We start from the raw sequence: 22,004 nt of genomic DNA, 5'->3' as shown, positions 1-22,004 counted from the left end.
GCACGAAGGGAGGTGTTCGTATGTTGTTCACCATTTTGTTTTTCCTTTATTTTACTTCCGTTATCGTATCTCTCATTATTGCCATTCGCGAGGTTCAGCGACCTATCCTTGCACTTACTTGGATTGTCTTCAGCCTCGTTATTCCGGTTCTCGCACCAATGGCCTATTTCTTATTGTCACAACGTCAGGTGCGCAGGTATTTGCAGGTGCGACGAGGACATAAAATCAAAACGGCAGTTACACTGCTGCACGGGGACGAAACAGGATCTGCCGAAGCACAGCCCTCTCTGGCTGGGCCCTCTCTGGCTAAGCCCTCTCTGGCTAAGCCCTCTGTGGCTGGGCAATCTCATGCAGGGTTTTCCCAGGAAAAGTATTCCGAAGCAGAGCCTTCACCTCGTCTCAACGCGAGAGCAGCACAAACGATTTCCGCATGGGCGACGCGCATGCTAGAGCGTCCTCCCCTGCCCGCTGAAGTCGTCATCCTCAAGAATGGCTTAGCGAAGTACAGAATGCTGCTTCGGACCCTTCGAAGCGCTAAGGAAACCATTGATATGGAGTACTACATATACAGGAACGACGAGGTGGGCCAGACTGTGACCAAGATTCTCATCGATAAATCGATGCACGGTGTTCGCGTTCGCCTGCTCCGTGATGGTCTCGGAAGTCGGAAACTGCCGAAAAGGGTTCTTCTGGCTATGGCGAATGCGGGAATTGAAGTCAGAACCGTGCATCCGCTGTCTGTCTGGTTTAGTCCAATGGTGACCCATCGCGATCACAATAAAATCGTCACCATAGACCAACACACTGGCCTCATCGGCGGAATGAACATTGGCGATGAATATACAGGTAAGAGTGAAGATGCGGGGTTTTGGCGCGACACACACTTGCAATTGACAGGCGAGGGAACGAAGTATTTGCAGCAAGTGTTCGATGCCATCTGGGACATCGGGGTTCCACTGAAGGTAAAGGGCAATCTCAACTACAGACACAAATGCAGACACAAAGGACGCTCGACGTCAAAGTTCGCGAACAAAGCCGGCGCACGCTCAAAAGCTTCCCTTCGCGACAAATTTCCGTTGATTGAAGCTGCGGAAGAACTGGCCGTGCCTACTCATGAATCACTGGTCGCGCAGGCGTCTTCAGATACACAGGAAATTTCTCCTTCGCAGCATACCTGGGTACAGACCGTGGACAGCGGTCCTGACAGTGACGCGGAACATGTTAGGGACCTGTTTTTCCTGTGTGCAACAGAGGCCAGGCACACACTTGATATCATCACACCCTACTTTGCACCAGATACGGATGTGGTGACGGCACTGAAGACTGCTGCCGCGAGGGGGGTGACGGTGCGGCTTGTCGTTCCAATGAAACCCGATCACAAGCTGATTGGGTGGGCTTGCCGAACTTTTTATACCGATTTGTTGCTCGCGGGCATCAATGTGTACCTCTACAAAAAAGGCATTCTCCACGCAAAATCCATCATTGTAGACAGTGAAGCGTGTGTCATAGGCGCCGCAAACTACGACCTGCTCAGTTTCCGGAACAATTACGAATCCTGTGAGGTTGTCTACAGTACCCAATTCGCGAAGTTGTTACAGAAGCAGTTTGCAGCGGACATTGCAGATTCCATCGAGCTCACACCACAAGAAATGGAAAGTGAGCCCATGTGGGCAAAAGTCAGAAACAAGGGTGCACGCCTTCTCGCACCCTTGTTGTAGCTGAAACACACAGGCCTACATTAATGTCGGATCACGTCTCGGGCACCTATGTACCTCGCACTCCAATACGGATTGCTGAACAAGTTCGTAACCATGAGCCCGCTGTCTTCGGAGTCAATCATCTGGTCACCGCCGATGTAAATCCCCACATGTGAGGCGCCTGGCGCATAGGTAGAGAAGAACACTAAGTCTCCAGGCTTCAAGTTATTCCGGCTGACCGGAAGTCCTACACCGAACTGCGCACCTGAAGTACGAGGCAAATTGATACCAAAGTGTCCATACACATATTGGGTAAAACCAGAACAGTCGAAGCCAGGATAAGGTGATGTGCCGCCCCACACATACGGCCTGCCTTCAAACCTCTCTGCGAAGGAAATTAATGCGCTCGTATTTGCGTTGCCGAGGGATTGCTTAGCCTGAGTCAAATATGACTTGCTTTTCATCTTAGCTTCGTCTCTTATGGTCTGAGCTTGAAGCGCCGCAACCTCGCTTTTTGTCAGATGAATCTGACTTTCGAGAACACCAGCTTGCTGCGTCCTGACTTGTGCGTCATGGGTTACCTGTTTCATCGCTTGATTCTTTTTCTTGACCAATTGCGCGTCAACCTGCACCAAAACCGCCAGTTGTGCATTCCGTGACGAGAGATGCTGATAGCTGCTCTGCTTTTGCTGTTGCTCCTGCTCCAACTGCTTCTTCAGCGTTGTCACTTGATTGACAAGTGCTTTCTGAGCTTTTGTCACTTCAGCCAAATCATTCAGTCGATTTAGAAAGTCTGACCATGATGTGGATTTAAACAGCACCTGTAAAAAGGAAACGTTTCCATCTTCGTAAGACGCACGGATCATTTGAGCCACATTGTTCTGATCTGTCTGCAACTGACTTTGCGTCTTGTTTATCTTATCGTTCATTTGCTGTATTTGTTGCTTTAGAGAAGACATTTGATTTTGATTTGTTGAGATGGAGGCTTTTAAGTTTTGAATAGAATCGCTATAGGCTTGAATCTGTTGCTTGAACTGTGATTTTTGATGCTGATCCTTGGAAAGTTGGGCCGAGTTCTGAGAAGCTTGATTCTTTAAATTCTGCAACTGCTGTTTCTTTTGACTAAGTGAACTTGCATTGGCGTGAGGTATAAAAAACCCTGACAGAGTTAAAAGCGAACCGACAGACAACGCCATTTTCCACCGAGAACTGCGCCCATTAGGCATACATTTGTCACATCCATGTCTGTTTTGTTTCAGGATTGTCAGACCCACTACTACGTCTCCCGATACTTCTCCATATACCTGACAAATTCCTGCCAAAACGACCGAAAAAAAGTGATTACATATTTTTTCAATGGCATGTTGCAACGTTTTAGTAGAAATCGTACATGTACCTGTATTCCCGGTAGTCTTGATGTATGCAGACATTGTGTGTTCTCGTGCAAGATGATACGGTGTCACGACCGAATGATGTAAAGGTTTGTCACAATTCGTTGATGTCAACGAGTTGGATAGTCTTTTATCTCCGGCGGTTCGACAAAAACAGCAGTCACAATCTCCCCTTTGCACACGGACTGGAGCGGTGACAATGCGACATGCACTGGTGCTGAAATGGCAAAAGACGAGTCCAAGCCCGAAGTGCGCGGGGTCAATCTCACAATCCTCCTCCCGTCTTTCAACAGCAGGTCTTGGACTGTTCCCTGGATTTTTACAATTGACTCAAATGAATTAAAATCTGCATATTTTGAATCCTGTTCATCGTGAACAACCACACCTCTGTCGGGATGCAGTGCATAGTACTTCCCCCCATCTTTCCAAAGGTGTTGATAACCTAAAAGTTTGGCTACGTTCCAATTTTGGGGTCTTGTCATCAAGGCATCAGGTGAATCTTCTTGCAGTATCTGTCCGTCATGGATAACACCGATGATACCAGCCATCTTCTGGGCCTCTTCCAGTTGATGGGTCACAAGGATAATTGTCATTTGCAAGCGCCGTTGAAAGTCCAGAACAACTTCCTGCATGTGGTTGCGCGATTGCCAGTCCAAAGCGGAGAAGGGTTCGTCCAAAAGCATGAGGTGAGGACGAGGAACAAGTGCACGAGCCAGTGCAGCACGTTGTGTCAATCCTCCGGACAACTGTTTTGGACGCATTGACAGGTAGGGCTCGAGTTCCAGGCGGTCGACAATCTCTTCGTACCATTCCTCCATTTCTGCAGCTTGCTCCTTGGAGAAGCGGCTCGGATTCATCCCAAAGCGAATGTTGTCACGTACACTTAAATGCGGAAACAATGGTACGGATTGTGTTAAATAGCCAATGCCTCGTTTCCAGGCCGGCGTAAACCGTGCCTTGTCACTGCCAGGACCGGATTCCAGCAACACCGACCCGTCCCATTCTATTTTCACTTCGTCATAGCCTGTTTCGAACCCGGATAAGACTGACAGAATGCTGGATTTTCCTGCTGCCGACGGTCCATACAAGCAATAAATAGATCCTTTTGGAACCGCAAAGTCCACATTCATATGAAAATAGCGTCGCGGGAGCTTGAGATGTAGTTTAAGCATGCAGCCTCCTCCAAAGTACCGCTGCCAGAGGCAGCGGCATGGAAATGAGCAATAACAGCAAGGCAAGCGGAAGGGCTGTTGGCAGCCCTTTTTCTTGTAACGCGATCCACACGCTGATGGGCAGTGTATGTGGATAATAGGCTACAACGACAACTGCACCGAAGGCTCCGACTGCCCGCGCGAAAGCCATCATAAATCCCACCGTCATTCCAGGCAGTGCCAACGGCAAGGTGATTTGCCGAAAGGTCTTCCAGGGACCCACGCCGAGAGACCAGGAGATTTGCTCATGAATGGCATCGACCTGATGAAACGCACCCTGGGCTGAAAATACGTAGTAAGGAATAGACTCGTAGATTTGGGCGATGACGACTGCTAACGCTGTATTCGTTGCAGACAGGTGCCATATACCCAAGAACTTGCCTACTGTGCCGTAAGGACCGTAAAAGTAGATTAAGAGCAGGCCGAGAACCAGAGGCGGCATCAGTAACGGAATCAGCATGAGGTATTCGACCCATTGCCACAGCCGGCTGCGGCCCCGCGCTAAGAGCCAGCCGAGGGGCGTGCCAAAGACAACGATGACCGCCATGCTGATAACGGCAGTCATCAGAGAGAGCCGCAGTGCACTCGCGCCTTCCGAAGACCAAACCTGCCACAAGCTGCTCCATGGAATGTGCAGCAGCAGGGCCGCTAGTGGCAGCAAGAGAAAGCTGACACAAAGCAAAGCAACCAATGCCAGCACGCCGCCTGTTGCACGCCAGCGCATGGTCACGGCTGTTTCAGCTCGGACTGAATGCTGCCCGGTATGTTCGCTTTGTTACCCCAGACTTTTGCCGGCGTCAACTGATAGCCATTTTGTTTATACAGGTTGAGCCCCTTTTGGGACAGCACAAAGTGGATAAAACTGTCCGCCGCTTGACCGTCAGGCGCAGTCTTCAGAGCCGCCACATAAATCTCAAGCGGTTTGCCGCTGACCGTTTTCCCGTTCTTTAGTTTAAGTTTGGCAGTGGCATACAGCTTGGCTTTCTTCGGATTGCCGAGATTAATCGAGTCTGGCAGTTTAATGTAGGGCAAGTTCCTTTGGATGGCTTCCGATTGATATGCGCTGGTTGCATCTAACTGGCCTGCCTGCAAACGTGATAAAATCCCGGTCTCCGAGAAGATTTGCTTACTATTGTTGACGCCGCCAAGCACTTTCGCGGCAGTCCCCGCCGGAAGTTTTAACTGGGACTGAGCCAGGCGCATCATGAACACAAATGCCTGCCCTTGCGGATCCGTTTGCGGATTCGTACGCCCCAAGTGAAAACTAGGTTTTTCCATGAGCGTGAACAAATCGCTAATGGGCTTCTGACCCTTGCGAATTGCATCCAGTTGCTTTGCAAACGGACTCTTTTCCGAGTACGCAATCACCAGCGGGGAACTGGCAAACCCTACGGCCCAATCTGCATATTTGCTGCCCAGGGCCTGGATTGGCGCCGTGCCGACACTTTCAAAGGCGTCAGCCTGAATTTCGCCGGACTTAATCAAGTTCGCGACAGCAAAGGACCCGCCCCCGCGACCCTGAAAGGTATATCCCGACTGTTTTTGAAAAGCGGGCCCAACGTATTTGTTGTTGGCCAGTTGCAGCGATCCCGCATACGCAATGTGCGCGATTCCCTTGCTTTCGCCTGACGTCTTTGCGCCGTTTCCAGCAGTATTTGAAGAACTGTTTACGGTGTTCGATCCCGTTGCACTGCTCCCGTTGCCGCTGTTAGTGCCTGTTCCGCTGTTACCACACCCCGCCAAAGTCAGAGCAGACAAACTCACGGCCGCTACAGCGGTGCCTCTGAACCCAACCTTCCATTTATTCATAGATTATAACCTCCCGTTGCATATGCATGGTATGTAATCCTCGTCAAAGTTCCAGTCCTGTGTTCGCAACGTCGTAGTCGCCGACAGCTGCCAGTTCCCAGCGAAAGGGATCGGACACGAGCGCATCCACCATGGCTTGAACCGAATCTTGGCGCAAATGCTGAGACGGAACCCACAGTTCACACCGTTCTGTATGAATCGGCATGAACTGAAGTCGCAGCGGTCCCGCGACGGAGGACAGTGCAATTCCAACATCTGCTGCTCCGTTCTCCACGGCTAACGCGACTTCCAAATGACTGCCTAGTTCAAAGTCATACCCAGGCACTTGTGCTGGATCTACTCCTGCATCCGCAAGCAACTGTTCGAGCAGTTTTCGGGTCCCCGCCCCTGAGTGCCGATTGGCAAGTCGAAACCGCCCTGTCAAGAAATTGGAAGCCTCTTGAAACCCTTTCGGGTTACCCTGTTTGACGACCCAGCCCAATTGCCACGAGGCAAAGTGAAACTTACGAATCCCATCATGTCTTTCAAAGCTGCTGTCGGCATCGGCAGCAGCGCTCAGAGTCACTGGGATGTGTACGGCCGCAGCGTGCACAAGTCCCTCTGTTAAAAGGTGTTTTGCCCGCCTGTTATCTGCATTACGCCACATCACCTGCTGTTTCGTGGTGTTTGCTGCAGTATCCGAGAGAAGTTGCAAACCTGGGTCACAGCCGGCAATGACGACTCCAGGTTCCAAAGTTCGGTAGGGGGAGGCTTGGATGCGCACCTGCTGATTCCCGAGCACTTCGTGAACCACAGCATCTGCATGTCCATGACGAGTGCTGGTCGCAATTGGGTGCACCCGGTGTGCAGCAAGCCTGTTGCCTGTGTCAGAGAGAAAAACGCGATCGCCCTCTGATACATCCTCATCTGCCGCCGCCGCCACTCTCACCGCCTCCTCGTCCAGAGTCTGAAACAAGTCTTCCACCCGAACAGAGAAGACCTGTGCCAGACGCAAAGCAGTAAAAGTGTTGGGAACCGTCTCCCCTGTCTCAATGTAACGCAACGCTTGGCGGGAAATACCAATACGTTTTGCCACATCAGCCTGTGACATTTGTAAGCGTTGCCGGACCTGGCGCACGCGATTCGTCAGCATCGTATTGTCCCTCCATATCTCGACTCCACACATTTTTTCAAGAGCGCCGCACGATGCGGTAAGACTAAGTCAGTTGACAATTACATTTTACACATGGGAAAGTATATTTGTCATCCAAAACATAAAATAATAGCCATAAGAACCTTACTGGACGCAGGTTAGGGAGCCGCATTTCGGCTCCCTTAGCACACTTTCTGTGAATGGCGTTTAGCCATGCTTGGATCTTCTTTGTGGATGGAGTTTCGTTATGGACGGAGTTCGATAAAAGACACTTCAGCGCGTGCTTTCAGCAAATGCAGCATTTTCGACGACAAACTCATAACCCGAAGCTTTAAGAACCTTCAATCCGGTTTCATAATTTAATTCGAAGGACACAATATCTGTTCCCACTTGCATATTCATGCACCGAATCGTTGTAATTCCCTGCGGCCATGTGGGGCGAAGAAGCAGTTGGCGAGCGTTCGCGTCAACCTTTAAGCCCATGATTGCTTCGACCATGGCCAAGGGCGTTCCAGCTGCCCAGGCTTGCGGCATACAAGCAACGGGATATTGGACAATGGTTCCCACATCCGAACCATGGCCGCAAAATAACTCCGGCAACCTCTGATACTCAAACTCTTCGCTGGCGCTGAGTAATGCAGCAAACAATTGATTCACGGCCTTTGCCTTCCCTGAAACTGCCAGACCAAGCAGTATTAGCGAATTATCGTGTGCCCAGACAGAGCCGTTGTGATAGCTGATTGGATTGTAAACCAATTCTTCAGCGCTCATCGTTCTGACGCCCCACCCTGAAAACAGTCCTGGTTTCATCAGCTGATTCACTACGGCCGAAACGTAGCGATGATCAACAATACCTGTCCAGAGGCATTGCCCTGGGTCTGACGTAATGGTTTGAACTTGATTTTTGTTACCATCTAATGCAATGGCGAAATACTGGCGGTCTTCCATCCAAAATTCTTTATTAAACTGCTCCTTTAGAGAGTTTGCAGCACGGGTCAGTTCCTCTGCTCGGGCGTCCTGCCCAAACTCGCGCAGCAGTTCTCCCCAGAGTTGTTTGGCCGCATACACGTACCCTTGTACTTCCGAAACAGCCATCGGGCTTTGTGCGATTTCACCGTCCGTATGGATCATGGAGTCGTAGGAGTCTTTCCAGGATTGGACCGAGAGGCCCTTGTCCTGATTTGAATGGTATTCCACGAAACCGTCACCATCCAAATCCCCAAAATCATCCAGCCACAAAAGTGCCTGTTTAAAATGCGGCATGAGCTCATTTATGAGTTCTCTGTCACCGGTTAATTTGTAATACTTCGCAGCAAGAATCAGGAACAGCGGCGTGCTGTCAACTGACCCGTAGTACTTCTTAAACGGAATCTCGTCCAGATTGGCCATTTCTCCTCGGCGAACTTCGTGGACAATCTTCCCAGGTTGCTCAACCCGCCACTCGTTGAGTTCCTGTCCTTGCAATCTGGCCAAGGTACGCAGGGTCCCGCGAGCGACTGATGGCTTGAACTGCAGCATCTGCAACGCAGCTATCAGACTGTCGCGGCCAAACGGTACAGCAAACCACGGAATGCCGGCCACAGGAAAAGGGCCGTCTCCCAAATCCGTTAACAGGGTACGGAGGTCCCTGAGTCCCCGCCCTATCATCTTGTTAAAGACTTCACTGTCAGTTGTGACCTGCAAGGACTGTTCTTCCCATTTCTTATAGTCACTTTCAAGGTTGTAGAGAGCTTCGGAGAAGCCTTTGACTTCAGCCCTTTGATTCGCTATGTCCGTAACCACAGTAATATTTATCACAAACGGCTTATTCGGGATAAGCAATTCGGTAATTTCAAATCCATTTTTGAACGTATCTGTAGCTTCATCACACTGGACATGAGTCCATCTTTCTATATCATCAAGCCCCCGGTAGCCGAATGAAACGGATTTCGAGGCAACCTTTGCAGGAAGTTCAATCCCGCGTTTTTCTCGAACCGCACCGCGTACTTCAAAGAGATCGGAAAAGCGACTGGAGACAGCTAAGGACAACGTAACATTCAGTGATTCTCGGGAAAAATTGGTCAACGTGATCCGCTCGTAAAAAACTTTTTTGTACACAACCTGCTCGCGCTTCACCTCAACTTGTTCCGGCCGCAGTTGCACCTTTCCATTCCGTATTTCTTCAGCGTTGGTTAAATAAACGCGGGATATATAATTTTCCTCGCAGGAACCATGCAAGCCAACGAGGGGCCCCTGGTTAAATTTGAGTTCATACTGGTCTAAAAACCGCGTGTCTTGAACATACAGCCCTTTCTCTGTTCCGGGCAAAATGTTGCCTTCTTGGTCTGTCAGCAAGAACATGTCCTGGTCCTTAATTACAAAATAATTCATTGCTCTCCGCTCCCTGTGTGCTTTTAGAGTCATCTTTTGTTCTTCTATTTTTATTTCTCTTGACTGCTGCGCAATTGGACTAAACAGACCCGCTTGTCACTGGATTTCAACCCGTCTACCGAATACCCGTGGTTGAAATCCCTTGAATAAATTGCTTCTGAAAAATTAAAAACACAATAATCATGGGAATCGTCAGCAAAACTACACCAGCCAGGACATTGTTCCAATACTGATTGTACTGGTTGTAAAAGGAACTCAACCCCACTGGCAAAGTGTACATGTGCTGACGCTGTTCAAGAATAACCGGCCACAAAAAGGAGTTCCAATTCCCTTGGAACGCGAAGATGGTTTCCGCTGCCAACAGCGGACGGCTGAGCGGCAGAAAGATCCGCCAGAACATTCCCCAATAGCTCAATCCATCGATACGACCCGCCTCTTCCAATTCCTTTGGAATGCCCAAGAAGAACTGTCGTGCAAGGAAAATCAAGAATGGATTCATTAAAAACGGGATGATGAGCCCTTGGTAGCTGTCCACCCACCCCAAATGGCTCAAAAGCATGTACATTGGAACCAACACGATTTGTCCGGGAATCATCATGATTCCTAAAAATATATAGAAAATCAAACCCCGTCCCGGAAATTTAAGACGTGCTAACGCATAGCCGGCTAAAGTATTCACAATCAGCGTTCCTATGGTAACGAACCCCGCCACCACAACACTGTTTAGAAACCACCGGGCAAATGGAAACTGTTTTAAGATGTAAGCGTAACTTCCAGCACTCAGATGGCTTAGAGGGACCCAGTTTTCGTATACCTGACTCGTCGGTTTGAAAGACGTGTAGATGGACCAAATAAAAGGTATTAATGTGACTGCGGCAAAACCTATTGCCACAATCCACATCCACAGTTTATGGTGCATCAGTTTGGAGACCCATTCCATATCACATCACTCCTCTCGTCCAAGTGCAAAGTTTTGAACCAAAGTCAGTATCAGAATAATTACAAACAAGACAAAGGCCATGGCTGACGCATATCCCATGTTCTGATTTTTGAAAGCTTGATTAAATAAATCGAGCACGACTGAGAGTGTTGAATTTAAAGGACCGCCGTTTCCTCCAGAAATGACGTACATTTGATCAAATACCTGGAACGATCCAATCAGCGACATGACCACAACTAGAAAGGTGGTGCGGCGCAACAGCGGTACGGTGATACTCGTGAGCATTCTCCACCCATGCGCTCCGTCCAGTTCTGCCGCTTCGTACACGTCGTCAGGGATGTCCTGGAGTCCCGCCAAGTAAATAATCATAAACTGACCCACAGTTGCCCAAATTGCCATGGCCATAATAGAAGGCAGTGCGAAATCAGGATTGTTGAAGTAATTGGGGCCATGAATGCCGAACAGACCCAAAAACCGATTCAGTAAGCCCTGCGGCTCAAAAATGAAGAGAAACATTACGCTGACTGCCACCGTTGACGTAACTGTGGGGAGGTAATAAGCCAATCGAAAAAACGTTTTCCCCTTAATTTTGTTGACAATTAGAGCGAGAAAAAGTGAGATAGCCGTTTGAATGGGAACCACACCAAAGGAATAAATTGATGTGTTCAGCAAAGCCCTTAAAAAGAGGGGATCATGAAACAATCTCACGTAATTCGCAAAGCCAATAAAGTGGGCATTCTGCGGGTCAAGAAACGAGAACTTGAAGAAACTAATATACAATGCGTAAAAAATCGGTCCAATTAGAAAAACAGACAGTGCGGCAATCGCTGGCAAGATAAACAGGTATCCTGCCATAGCTTGTTCGGTAGCGTTGCCCTTCCCAAAAAGTGAGGCGAGTCCGACGCTGTCCTTTCTCTTCATTTTAGCTTCCATTTAATTTCACCGCCTCCGGAAGGTGCAAACGGGCTCGATTGAGCCCGTTTTTCCTCAATTGATTTGTTTTATCCCTGCTGACTCTGAACAATCGATTGAGCCTTTTTCAGCATCTGCGAAGCAGTTTCTTTATTATCAAGAGCTCCCGGCAACTGATTGTCTACTGCACTAATTACATTCGAACCATGCAGACCAAAGGCAAAGGATACTGAATTAGATACACCGTCGACAAAAGCTTTCTCCTGTGGATGCTGTTGACTAAAGATTGCTTGTTGAGATTTTCGTGACGGAATCGCAAAACCGTCCACGGCCTCCAGCTTTTCCGCAGAGTCTCCCGTCATATAGAACAACAGTTTGGCAGAGGCCGCAGGATGTTTGGTATGCTTCGACATGGAATAGCTCACGGTAAAGGCTAAGTTGTAATCATTCCCGTTCAGACTTGGGAACTTCGCAATGCCGTACTTCATGTTCGGAGCCAGTTTCTTGAGCGATGGCACCGCCCAAGCCCCCGTCACCATCATTGCGGCCTTCTTGTTCGCAAAAACGGCGGTTGCATTGCTCTGCCCCAAGTTTTTTGGCTGAACGATATATTTTTTCTTAGCATTTTTTAAATAGAAGTTCAGCCCAGCAGCATTCTTCGGATTCGTGAGTGTCACCTTATTGGCTTTGGCATCGTAATAACTTCCGCCTTCATCCAAGATCCACGGGTAATAGCGACCGACAGATGGGTCCATCGCCAAAGGATTGATGCCCTTCGCTTTTAGTTTCGCGGCATCGCTTTGGAACTGGGTCCACGTGGTCGGGGCTGAGGATATGCCGGCTTTGGACAAGAGTGCTTTGTTATAATAAAGTCCCAAAGTGCCAAAGTCCTTGGGTATGCCATAAAGTGTTCCCTTCCATTCAAACGCTTTCAAAAGCGATGAACTAAAGTCACTCTTCTTAATACCATCCTTCTGCATGTATTTCTCCAGCGGCATCAGTACCCCCTTAGACTCATACAGTTGTGCATTGGAGGAATTTACATAGAACACGTCCGGTGCGGTATGCGCAGCCAGCATGGTTTGAATTTGTTGTTCATAGTTACCATTAATCACTTGGATATTTACGTGAATATTTGGAAATTTCTTCTCAAATCCTTTTACCTGTTTTTGCACCATAGCCTTTTCCGCAGGACTTGAAGACCACATTCCCAGGGTCAAACTGACAGGTTTACTAGAGGATGCGCCCGCCCCGTTGGATGTTGAAGAAGAATTGGAATTGGATCCGCATCCCGTTACGATTCCTAATGTCAAAACTCCAAGAGATGCAAAACCTAACGTCGCCTTTAGCTTACTCATTTGAAGTCTCCCCTTCTAACTAAATTCTATCTTCGTTAGCTCACAGAATTTTTCTATGCCGTCTATCCTTACCGACACAAGCTTTTCTAATGCATTCGAAAAGTGCATCGCCTCCTTTACATCACTCACAGGTCTCTTTCGAAGCAACCTTTACAATCCATTCTTTGGGAAGTGAGGGTATCTGAACCTTTTCAGGCGTGAATACGAACTTTACGGTTTGGCTGTCTAATGGCACATCTTCTATTGTCACCGAGCCTATCTTCATAGGCGAAGGACGCGCTGTAATTGTCTTGTTGACCGCATCAATGGAAAGACCCAAAACGCTGACAAGAAGGAGCCAAGGCGTTCCTGCAGCCCAAGCCTGGGGTGCACAGGCTAGCGGATACGGAAGTGGAAAAGGCTGCTCATCTGTTCGCGGGTGACCCGCAAACAGTTCCGGGAGGCGTGCGTCCGGAAACAAGTTGGCTGCCTCAATCATGGACTCTGACAACACTAAGGCTTCGTCCAAAAAGTGGGTCCCAGACATCCCCGCCACAACCAGGCTTGTATCGTGAGGCCACACACTGCCGCAGTGATAGCTGTACGGATTGTATGCATTCTCACTGGAACCCAACGTACGGATCCCCCAGCCGCTAAACAGTTCCTCTCCCATCAATCGATGGACAACTGCTTTACGATGAGATTGGGGAATAATATCTGTCCAAAGACACTGTCCAACATCAGAACTTAATACTTGTAATGGTGTCCCGTCTCGGTCTACCGCCATAGCGTAGTAGTGAATTGACTCCATCCAAAAACTCTTTTGAAATCTGTCCTGAAGTTGCACGGCTTGTTCGTCGAGCACTGCAGCGTCGTCGCATCTGTTAAGCGCATGATAGATTCTCGACATGGCTTTGAAAGCTTGATAGACGTAACCCTGGACTTCCGCAACTGCAAGCGGAGGCCGGGCAGTCGTTCCGTCGCTGTGTACCATGGAAGTGGAAGAGTCCTTCCATGACTGCACAACAAGGCCTTCAGACTCACTGGCTTCGAATGTGAGAAAACCAAGGCTGCTCCGGCCTAGTTCGTTTTGAATCCACGCCAGAGCAGCCTCGGCGTTTTCCAGGTATTGGTGCAGCAAATCATCCTTGCCTGTACGTCTCCACGTCGCTTCGAGAAGCGTAATGTACAAAGGAGTTACATCAACTGAACCGTAGTATTTTCGAAACGGAACGACCCCAGTATTGGACAGTTCTCCAACCCTTGTCTCATGCAGAATCTTCCCCGGCGCTTCTCCTGTAGCCGCACTGCGAACTCGCCCCTGCATATGGGCAAGTGTGGCTAAAGTACGTTCGGCATATAACGGTTGTGTAACCAGGAACTGAAATGCGGTAATGATAGCGTCTCGGCCAAACAGAGTTCCAAACCAAGGTAAACCAGCGACAGGAAGCGCCCCAAAACCAAAGTCTTGACGAAGCATTTCAATGTCTTCGGATGAACGTTTCAAGACTCTTTGCCAAATAGCATTCTCAATATCAAACACGGGTACATCATCCATACGGTGTTCATCGTGCATGACTAATCCGCCAGGTACCATCCAGGAGATTTCAAAGCGAAATGTCCCCGAAGGTGCAGTACCGTCCATCTTCCAGCGTTTGAATCCCAACTCATTATCAACAGGAGAGGGAGTTACAACTATGTTGAGTTCGCGCGTAACCCCGTCCTTACCGATGTATAGGTGGGATTCGCCGCCGCTTTCCCCCAACTCAGAACGCCGTGTTCCTTTTGACGGAGATTGAAATCCACGCAGTTCAAAAACATCCCGGAAATCAGGTGAGACATGAAGTTCAAAATCGCAATCTCGATTGCCGCCCCACCTCGTCCAAGACCATTCATCCACAAGCGACCTGTGATATAAGACGAGTTTTCGTCGAACGTCGAGTGTTCCGTCGCCGAGTTCCAGAACATAACGCATAGAAAAACCATTTTGTTGTACGTCAGTCCATACCGGTTGATGAACAACCCCGTCAATCTTGATTTGATACGTATTTAACCAGTGCGTGTCTGCGTAGAACACCCCTTGATTTCCTCTTTCCAGGTCTATCGTTCCTTTTTCCGACCAAAGACAAAACGCGGGCCCCTGCTTCAAAGTAATTCTTTCTGCTGCATAAGCTGCAGGTTTCGATTCAGGAGCGGCACCTGTGCTTTGTCGCACGACCAATTCCGGCATCAGGATATGTTGCTCTGGCACCTTCCCCTCCAACTGAGCGACCATTTGTCTTGCCATCTGTCTTCCCACATCAGTGGCATTCTGGGAAATGGTCGTTAAGGGGACCACTTGCTCGCTTGCCAGCGGAATATCGTCGAATCCAATGACTGAGAGGTCTCTCGGAATCTTCAAACCTTGTTCTAAAACCGCTTGCATGAGTCCTATGGCCATCACATCACTGGCGACAAAGACAGCAGAGGGTCTGGAATCCAACTGCAGAATTCTCTTGCCAAGTTGATAACCGCTTTCACGTGTCATAGCGCCTTCTTCGACCACAGGAACCAAACTGCTGTCCCAAGATAACAGGCAATCAACGTACCCCTGACGACGCAAGCGGCTAACCCTGTCATTTTTCGGACCAGACACATGAACAATTTTCCTGTGCCCCAGTTCCAAAAGATGAGAAGTAGCCATCCATGCACCACGGTAATTGTCGATGTCCACCCATCCAACAGGCAGCCTTGTCTGTCCGAATAAGACCACTGGAACCTCTTCCGATTTGAGCTCATGAATACGACGGTCATCTTCTTCAATCTCCATCAGAAACACACCGTCAATTAAATGATTTTGAATTTCGTTAACAACCTCTTCTCCTGTTACTTCGCCAGGCATCAGGATGGTAGGGTAATCCATTCTCCGCGCTTCTTCAGTGATCCCCGCCGCAACAAGTGAGAAGAATGGGTCTGTAACACCCCTGCCTTTCGGAGCAATCAGTCCAATAGCTTGAGCTTGTTTGGTCACAAGTGCACGTCCAGCCGCATTGCGTCGATAGTTGAGTTTTTCAGCAGCTTTAAGAACACGCTGTCGGGTGTCTTCTCGAATGTTTCCCTTTTCGTTTAGCACGTAGGAAACAGTTGCGACAGACACACCTGCCTCCTTGGCAACGTCTTGAATTCGGGTTCTCTTATCTCGCTGCTCCATAGCACTCATGCCTCCACAATCACTCAAGTCTTTCTGGCATTCATCTTGGGGATTTCCGACTCGTTTCAACTTTGCGATTTGAAAAATCTAAGTTAAACGTTTAAGTTAAAGATTAAATTACACTGCTTGAGATAGTGTGTCAACGGAATATTTTGTTTTTCACAGCTCGTCACAATGTATAAATCCCGTCTCAGAGCGGGTAAAACTATGCCAAGTATGAATCAAAAAGCAAGAAATCATTCGCAGAAGCACCGTTCGATGAAGCTCCGTTTGATGAAGCGGCTCGATGCAGAAATTTAAATTACCGTGAGGGGAAGGTCGTACAGATGGCACTTATTCGCTGTTACTTCAAGTCTGATATTTTGCAACTAAACACGTCAATGACGGTGATTCTACCAGAGGTGTCAACGTCAGGCTCCAAGACGAACTATCCTACGCTCTACTTATTGCACGGGTTGTCAGACGACGATACCATCTGGATGCGCAAAACGTCTATCGAACGCTACGTGGAACATCTCAATCTAGCAGTGATAATGCCTCAGGTTCATCGTAGCTTTTACACGGATATGGTTCATGGCAACAAGTACTGGACCTTCCTGACAGAGGAACTTCCCAAAGCCTCGCGAGCTTTCTTTCCACTGTCCAATCGTCGCGAAGACACTTTTGTTGCCGGTCTATCTATGGGCGGCTATGGTGCGCTGAAATGGGCATTGTCAAAACCGGGAGAGATATGTGCAGCAGCCAGTCTGTCTGGCGCAGTGGATGTTGCGGCTATGATGGAACATGAGCACTCTATGTCGGATGATTTTTCGAATGTGTTCGGCAATGAGTCTGTCCAGAACACAAAGCACGACCTGTTCTCCCTGCTTCACCGGATGACCAGCGGCGCAGGCCCAACGCCTCGAATTTTTCAATGCTGCGGCACCGAAGACTTTCTCTATGACGACAATCAGAAATTCCGAACGGCATGCGAAAACTCACGACTGGACTACCACTATCAAGAGAGCCCCGGGAATCACGATTGGGCGTACTGGGACATGCAAATACAATCCGTCATTGACTGGATACAGCAACACGGATAAACCAGACGAAAATACGGGCACACTTCCACCACACCATTTTCATATATGTTTGCTACACTGGTTGCAGGAGTCGAAAAGGAGGAGTGAAAAATGCCATTCGGCATCATTCACGGGTTTGGGGCCATTGGTGCGCTCATCGTAGTGTGGTGGTTTTTCCGCCTGCTGGTCGTTGGTGCTGTGGTTTTTCTGGTGGTTTACGCTGTCCGATCTCTATCTAAAGGAGATAACCGAATGCGCTATGGCAAAGGGCCCATCGCCCATGATGACAGTGCTAAACGGATTCTCGATGAACGCTATGCCCGCGGCGAAATTTCTGCGGAAGAGTATCGTGAAATGAAAGAGGAGTTGCGAAAATAAGCGCCGAAAACGGGCGAGGCGTTCACCCCTTAGAACGTGATTAACCAGTTCAATCAACGTCCAACAAGTCACTGGCGACTTTCTGACTCCTGCGCTTTTTCCGACGGCGGGGCTTGCCTGTCGAAACTTCCAAACAGTTTTTGGTACAATGCGGCATTCACGATTTGCAGCACCGCTGTTATGTAGAGCGGAATGTTGAGCCAGCCAATGTCGAACAGATAACCGCTGATGGTTGGTCCAATAGATGACGGAAGCCGCATGGACAACGCATTCAGGCTCACTGCCAAGCCCCGTCTGGTATCCCTCGTAAGACTCGTACTTAATGCGTTTCTATTCCCCATTGTGCCGCGATTGAGACCGCTTCTGACAATATATACAAACGATGCGAATCCAAAATTCGGCAACCAGGGCAGCAGTGCCATCAGCGACGATCCCGTCAGTCTCATGACAGTTACAGTCCTCACGACCCCCACGCGCCGAGCCAGCCTGGCATTCAGAACAGAAAACAGGGATGTCACAAGAAAGCCCACCGACAGCATTATTCCAATACCGCCTGTGTGTGCCCCAAATTTCAGACTAAACCAGTAGACCATCATGGGCCCTGTCATCCCCACTGCAATACCGTTCAATACGTTCAGCGATGCATATTTCAACATCGCACGGTTCTCCTTTTTTCGTATGTCGGCTTCCTCATCAGAGTCCACTTGTCCTTCAGGAGCAGCGGGATACTGTGAGGCTTTCTGAAGGTTTGCCCCTGCAGATTGCCCGCGTTTTTCCTCCGTGCCCCAAATTACAATGAAACACACAAGGGAAATTGCGCCGACAAAGATGAAGACTGGTCGAAACGCCCCAATGACTGTTGTGGCAGGAGAAAGGCTGGGCCAGCCTCCAATAATCGATCCCGCTGCCATTCCAAAAAATCCAACAGCCGCATTGTAACTGAACACACGTCCCCGGTCAGACCGGGTGATGTAATGAGCAAGCCAAGCCTGTTCGGCCGGTGCGAAAGGTCCTGCTCCACCATTTTGTCCTCGCCCAAATCCGGCAACGACTATCGCAATCACCAACGGCAGAGCAGCGTTGGTCAAAGTGGCCGTAAGAGCCGCCAGTATCGTTAAAATCTCATAAGTCACGAGAAATCGCTTTCGTCCAAATTTATCACTAAGTATACCTACGCCAAGTATTAATGCGGCACCGAACAGTCCAGCGCCAGTGGTAACCCCGCCAATCGCAGTCCCGTTCCAGTGCAGGTCCTTCAAATAGAGAACGAGATCGACCACCATGGCTCCCTGGCCCATACTGCGCAAACCGCGAATGACAATGAGCCTTTTGGCAACCGTATGGATTAATGGTGTATCTGACGACATCTGCCTCTCTCCCAGTTGCTGATGTTTCACCTAGCACAACACGACAATGCTGTCCCATGAATGTGTATAAGTAGCGACTGCCACCAAACGTACTAAAAATAACGCTTGAACTGACAGCTGCATGTGTTGGTTCAAATGGAAATATGGTAAGTTTGTATAGGAAAGAAATTCGTGCCCCGAAATAATGCAAGTATATCCGAACTAAACCCTAAAGTCATCACACAGGAGGAATCCGTGATTGTCTGAAATACATAATAAGAGATTGAAGCGTGCTCCAACCCGAAATATCCTTATTATCACAATCTCTCTCGGCATTCTGCTCAATCCACTGAACTCATCGATGATATCCGTCGCTTTGGCTCGAATTCAACAGGATTTCCATCTCACCTTCACGACATCATCCTGGCTTATCTCGTCGTATTACCTGACCAGCGCCATCAGTCAGCCCGTAATGGGGAAAATTGCAGACGTATTTGGCCGGAAGCGGGTCTTTATCACTGGATTGTTGCTCGTTGCACTGTCTTCTGTAACCGCTCCCTATTCACCCACATTTGGCTGGCTGATTACATTAAGACTGATTCAATCCCTCGGCAGCGGTGCATTGTATCCAGCCGGAATGGGGATTGTACGCCATCAAATTACGGAGCGTCAGGCCCAGGCTTTAGCTCTTTTATCTGTCTTTGCCTCCGGTGCGGCGGCATTTGGACCGTCCTTGGGCGGTATTGTCATGCACTGGGGCGACTGGCCGGCCATTTTCTGGGTCAACATCCCATTTATTATTGCCAGCGTATCAATGGCACTGTTTTTTCTGCCTCGGGATGCGAAGTCTGTGACGGGCGCAGAAGAGAAGAAGAGCAGTTTACTGAAAACAGTCATTTTGCGTCTGGACTTGTTTGGCATTGGCGTGTTTGCAGGCGGTATCGTAGCCAGCCTAGTATTCCTGCTCACGTTGGCCAACAGCATGCACCCTTTGACCGGTGTCCTCGCAGTGGCTTTAATAGGAGTGTTTATTTGGTGGGAAACTCGCAGCAAACTCCCGTTTATTGACCTTCGAATGCTCACCAAAAACATGAGTTTGACATGGGTGCTCATTCAGTTTGTTACAGTGAACATCATCTTCTACTCCATATTTTTCGGAATTCCGACGTACTTGCAGGATGTACGACACTTCAATCCTCAGGATACTGGATTCATCATGCTTGCAGTGGCCGGGTTCAGTGTCATTGTATCGCCTCTCACAGGACGGTGGGTTGAGCGGTCTGGAAGCCGCCCTCCTCTGCTGTTGGCGGGGCTGTGTTTAACCGTCGGCTCCATCCTGTTTGTGACGGTTCACTCCCAGTCACCCGTATGGTGGCTGGTTATCATCCTGTCCACACTGGGCCTCAGCAACGGATTTAACAATGTGGGCCTTCAAACTGCGTTGTTCCGGGTAACCCCCCAGGAAGTCATCAGTACTGCGTCGGGATTGTTTCAAATGTCCAGATATCTTGGAACCATCCTGTCTACGGTCCTCCTGGGGCTCATGTTTGGCAACCGCCTCTCCACATTGGAGTTGCGTCACCTGGGTCTCATTCTAGCCATATTTGGTATCTTAGTAATCGGAATGAGTTGGCGCCTTCCGAGAAAGGCGTAGTCAGGGTTGCCCATACTTTTTTGGGACTGCTCTAAGATAGGGAGCAAATCGATGTTTCAGGTCATCCACTTCCGTCATAGGTGGCACAATAGTACAGAGGATTGGTGTCCCTAAGTCATTCTTGAGACGTCGCCGAGTCGAACTATTCTGCCTTGAACATAGCGTAATAAAGCAAGTCGAGTTTAACCGCAACCATATTTTCTTCTGTCATTAAAGGCGGCGTCCCAGATAAAGTCATGTAAAAATAAGTGGCGTGCCTACTCATTTGGCACGCCACTTATTGCTAATCACACTGCAATTTAGTTGCTGTCTCAAGTGCAAGATCGTCAGCGATTAACGGCTTTCATGGCTTGTTCCGGGTATCGCAAACCGGCAGCAACCCCTTTCGGAGCGATGGCATCAATCTGGGCGAGTTCACCTTCCGTCAACTTCACCCGAAGTGATTCCACGTTCTCCTCGAGGTATTTGCGGCGTTTTGTCCCTGGAATGGGAACAATGTCCTTTCCTTGCGCAACCAGCCAAGCCAAAGCCAATTGAGCTGGGGAGCAACCCTTTGCCTTAGACAACTCTTCAATCTTTTCTACAAGAAGCAGATTCTTATCAAAATTTTCTCCTTGAAAGCGAGGTGAAAAGCGACGGTAATCATCTTCCGGCAAGTCCTCAAACTTCTTCAGTTGCCCTGTCAAAAAGCCTCGTCCCAACGGACTGTACGGTACAAAGCCAATGCCGAGTTCACGAACTGCGGGCAGTATTTCATCTTCGACATCCCGACTCCACAAGGAGTACTCGGTTTGCAAAGCCGAAATCGGGTGGGTTTCATGCGCTTTTCTAATGGTGGCCGGCGCTGCTTCAGACAGGCCGAGGTAGCGGACCTTGCCTTCCTTCACCAAATCAGCCATCGCTCCAACTGTTTCTTCGATGGGGACATCGGGATCGACCCGATGTTGGTAGTATAAATCAATATAATCGACACCCAAGCGCTTTAGACTGGCATCACATGCTGCTTTCACGTAGTCCGGCCGCCCGTTAATACCAAGGAATTTTCCGTCCTCTGAGCGGACATTACCAAATTTCGTGGCGAGGACAACTTCGTCTCTTCTATCCCGCAGCGCTTTACCGACCAATTCCTCATTCCGTCCAACACCATACATGTCGGCTGTATCAAAGAATGTAACACCCAAGTCAATGGCTCGGCGAATGGTTTCAATGGATTCGTTGTCATCTCGGTTGCTATAGAAATCTGACATCCCCATACAACCTAAGCCAAGTGTAGATATCGTCAGTCCTTGACTGCCTAATTTGCGTTGCTCCATGAGAGAATCGCCCTCCTCGTATGTAGTCTGTTTCGCACTGTGTGATTGTTTCCTGCAACCACAATTTCTAGTATAACGCGAAGGACGCGCTTATCAAAAGTGCGTTACTATAAGTCATCTGGTGATGCGAGCAGACACGTTCTTCCGTTGGACGACGCTGCAAAGACAACAGCGGTAAGTATCAGAGGCTCGGTGCTGGAGAGGCCACACGTGGGGAACCCACAGGTTATTAGGGATTGGTTGTGGAGTATTGGGGCCACTGT

General features: G+C 49.1%; 16 protein-coding genes. 4 read left to right on the top strand and 12 right to left on the bottom strand.

The window, feature by feature from the left end:
- Positions 1-20: 20 nt before the first annotated feature.
- Positions 21-1,718, top strand: coding sequence for a phospholipase D-like domain-containing protein (locus GI364_RS05385; RefSeq protein WP_198852664.1), 1,698 nt, complete (start codon positions 21-23; stop codon positions 1,716-1,718).
- A 20-nt stretch (positions 1,719-1,738) separates the two neighbouring features.
- Here the strand turns inward: GI364_RS05385 and GI364_RS05380 are convergent, their stop codons facing one another.
- The 10 genes from GI364_RS05380 to GI364_RS05335 form a co-directional block, all read right to left on the bottom strand.
- Positions 1,739-2,971, bottom strand: coding sequence for a C40 family peptidase (locus tag GI364_RS05380; protein WP_198852663.1), 1,233 nt, complete (start codon positions 2,969-2,971; stop codon positions 1,739-1,741).
- Positions 2,972-3,198: 227 nt separating this feature from the next.
- The gene (locus GI364_RS05375; protein WP_198852662.1) at positions 3,199-4,260 is read right to left on the bottom strand and encodes an ABC transporter ATP-binding protein; all 1,062 of its coding nucleotides are present in this window, start codon (positions 4,258-4,260) and stop codon (positions 3,199-3,201) included.
- A complete protein-coding gene (locus GI364_RS05370) occupies positions 4,253-5,023 on the bottom strand; it encodes an ABC transporter permease subunit (protein ID WP_233096145.1) in 771 nt (256 codons plus the stop codon). The genes GI364_RS05375 and GI364_RS05370 overlap by 8 nt, the downstream gene beginning before the upstream one ends.
- Before the next feature lie 2 nt (positions 5,024-5,025).
- Positions 5,026-6,108 (bottom strand): extracellular solute-binding protein, encoded by a 1,083-nt coding sequence (locus tag GI364_RS05365; protein WP_198852660.1) that lies wholly within the window; start codon positions 6,106-6,108, stop codon positions 5,026-5,028.
- A gap of 43 nt (positions 6,109-6,151) precedes the next feature.
- Complete coding sequence (locus GI364_RS05360; protein ID WP_198852659.1) at positions 6,152-7,240, bottom strand: XRE family transcriptional regulator; 1,089 nt, start codon at positions 7,238-7,240, stop codon at positions 6,152-6,154.
- A 273-nt stretch (positions 7,241-7,513) separates the two neighbouring features.
- Positions 7,514-9,610, bottom strand: a complete 2,097-nt coding sequence (locus GI364_RS05355; protein WP_198852658.1) for an amylo-alpha-1,6-glucosidase — start codon at positions 9,608-9,610, stop codon at positions 7,514-7,516.
- Between the two features lie 115 nt (positions 9,611-9,725).
- The gene (locus GI364_RS05350; RefSeq protein WP_198852657.1) at positions 9,726-10,550 is read right to left on the bottom strand and encodes a carbohydrate ABC transporter permease; all 825 of its coding nucleotides are present in this window, start codon (positions 10,548-10,550) and stop codon (positions 9,726-9,728) included.
- Between the two features lie 6 nt (positions 10,551-10,556).
- Positions 10,557-11,483 (bottom strand): carbohydrate ABC transporter permease, encoded by a 927-nt coding sequence (locus GI364_RS05345; protein ID WP_198852656.1) that lies wholly within the window; start codon positions 11,481-11,483, stop codon positions 10,557-10,559.
- Between the two features lie 68 nt (positions 11,484-11,551).
- Positions 11,552-12,820 (bottom strand): ABC transporter substrate-binding protein, encoded by a 1,269-nt coding sequence (locus GI364_RS05340; RefSeq protein ID WP_198852655.1) that lies wholly within the window; start codon positions 12,818-12,820, stop codon positions 11,552-11,554.
- Between the two features lie 121 nt (positions 12,821-12,941).
- On the bottom strand, positions 12,942-15,989 hold the full coding sequence (locus GI364_RS05335) for a substrate-binding domain-containing protein (RefSeq protein ID WP_198852654.1): 3,048 nt from the start codon (positions 15,987-15,989) through the stop codon (positions 12,942-12,944).
- 326 nt (positions 15,990-16,315) lie between these two features.
- Between GI364_RS05335 and GI364_RS05330 the strand changes: the two genes are divergently transcribed.
- Together GI364_RS05330 and GI364_RS05325 are read left to right on the top strand one after the other, a co-directional pair.
- Entirely contained in the window at positions 16,316-17,071 is a 756-nt protein-coding gene (locus GI364_RS05330; protein WP_198852653.1) for an alpha/beta hydrolase, read from the top strand.
- Positions 17,072-17,161: 90 nt separating this feature from the next.
- Complete coding sequence (locus tag GI364_RS05325; protein ID WP_198852652.1) at positions 17,162-17,428, top strand: SHOCT domain-containing protein; 267 nt, start codon at positions 17,162-17,164, stop codon at positions 17,426-17,428.
- A gap of 68 nt (positions 17,429-17,496) precedes the next feature.
- On the opposite strand, the gene GI364_RS05320 is transcribed toward GI364_RS05325, so the two are convergent.
- The gene (locus GI364_RS05320) at positions 17,497-18,795 is read right to left on the bottom strand and encodes an MFS transporter (RefSeq protein ID WP_198852651.1); all 1,299 of its coding nucleotides are present in this window, start codon (positions 18,793-18,795) and stop codon (positions 17,497-17,499) included.
- A 238-nt stretch (positions 18,796-19,033) separates the two neighbouring features.
- Here GI364_RS05320 and GI364_RS05315 point away from each other — a divergent pair, with 238 nt between their 5' ends.
- On the top strand, positions 19,034-20,428 hold the full coding sequence (locus GI364_RS05315; protein WP_233096021.1) for an MFS transporter: 1,395 nt from the start codon (positions 19,034-19,036) through the stop codon (positions 20,426-20,428).
- A gap of 326 nt (positions 20,429-20,754) precedes the next feature.
- On the opposite strand, the gene GI364_RS05310 is transcribed toward GI364_RS05315, so the two are convergent.
- Positions 20,755-21,741, bottom strand: coding sequence for an aldo/keto reductase (locus tag GI364_RS05310; RefSeq protein WP_198852650.1), 987 nt, complete (start codon positions 21,739-21,741; stop codon positions 20,755-20,757).
- Positions 21,742-22,004: the final 263 nt, after the last annotated feature.

It is taken from the genome of Alicyclobacillus sp. SO9, assembly GCF_016406125.1.
Classification (GTDB): domain Bacteria; phylum Bacillota; class Bacilli; order Alicyclobacillales; family Alicyclobacillaceae; genus SO9.
The sequence above is the reverse complement of the archived record's forward strand: the minus strand, read 5'-3'. Positions and strand labels throughout refer to the sequence as shown.